Source organism: Streptococcus rupicaprae, from assembly GCF_040545225.1.
Lineage (GTDB): Bacteria > Bacillota > Bacilli > Lactobacillales > Streptococcaceae > Streptococcus > Streptococcus rupicaprae.
The window spans coordinates 1-1,128 of record NZ_JBEPLO010000059.1 but is presented as its reverse complement, the minus strand read 5'-3'; the positions used below and the strand labels follow the sequence as shown (position 1 = coordinate 1,128).

General features: G+C 39.0%; 1 protein-coding gene and 1 other RNA gene. One reads left to right on the top strand and one right to left on the bottom strand.

Going from position 1 to position 1,128, the window contains the following annotated elements:
* Positions 1 to 54: 54 nt before the first annotated feature.
* On the bottom strand, positions 55 to 645 hold the full coding sequence (locus ABID29_RS12265) for a TVP38/TMEM64 family protein (protein ID WP_168549218.1): 591 nt from the start codon (positions 643 to 645) through the stop codon (positions 55 to 57).
* Positions 646 to 719: 74 nt separating this feature from the next.
* Here ABID29_RS12265 and ssrA point away from each other — a divergent pair.
* Positions 720 to 1,066, top strand: a transfer-messenger RNA (tmRNA) gene (gene ssrA, locus ABID29_RS12260).
* Positions 1,067 to 1,128 lie beyond the last annotated feature (62 nt).

The following is a 1,128-nucleotide window of genomic DNA, read 5'->3' as shown; positions in this document are numbered from 1 at the left end:
TTTAAAAAATAATCAGCATCCTGACCTGTGGATGCTGATTATTTTTGTTAAAATTCAAAGAAATTGCTGTATCCATTGGCCGCCATAAATCAGTAGATAACTGTAGGTAAGAATGGAGATGGGACGGCAGATGAGGCAGATAAGGGCGAATTTGCGGTAGGACATGCTGGTAAGACCAGTGATCATAACCACAATATCGGCAGGAGCCATTGGAGAAATCATACAGAGGATAAAGAATAGTTCAAATCCCCGTTTATTGTCAATTTTTCGCTCATATTTATCGAAAGTTTCCTCCGACATGAAGAGTAAACAAAACTTTTTACCGAAAAGGCGTGCCAAATGAAAGAGAATGATAGAGCCGATAATAATCCCTACTGAATTCAGGATAAACCCTAAAATAGGCTTGAAGACTAGAAAGCCAACGACCGTAGTGACTCCTCCTGGAATAATGGGAAAAACGACTTGAATAACTTGAATCCAGAAGAAAGCAAAGGGAGCTATTACGGGATAACGAGTAACCCACTCTTTCATGCTATTTTGATCATTGAGAATACCGATATGATAGAGCCAAATTACCAAAACAAATGAAGCTATTAAGGTAACTATACCCATTATTTTAAACGTTTTTTGCCAGAATTGATACATACCACCATTATACCATGCAAGTAAAAAAATTTGAATTTTTAACTGTATTTTGATATAATGAATTATCTCATTTTGGGGTCGTTACGGATTCGACAGGCATTATGAGGCATGTTCTGCAACTCGTGTGGCGACGTTAACGCTCAGTTAAATATAACTGCAAAAAATAACACTTCTTACGCTTTAGCAGCTTAATAACCTGCAGGCGTGACTGACGGCTGTTTGCTTACGGCAACCTGAGGTCTTAATTTAGTAAGCTGGTTGACAAGAAGTGTTTCGTACTTGTCAACGAGATTTAGAAACTCGCTAGATACAGGCCTGAGTGGTGTGTCGGTATCTAGTTAAAGCAAGACATCACCTATGGTTGTAGACGAATGTGTTGGCAGGTGTTTGGACGTGGGTTCGACTCCCACCGGCTCCATCATATCTTCCGATAGTTTCGGATAGTTAAAGAAAACGTTGATTTGTCAATGTTTTCTTTTTTGG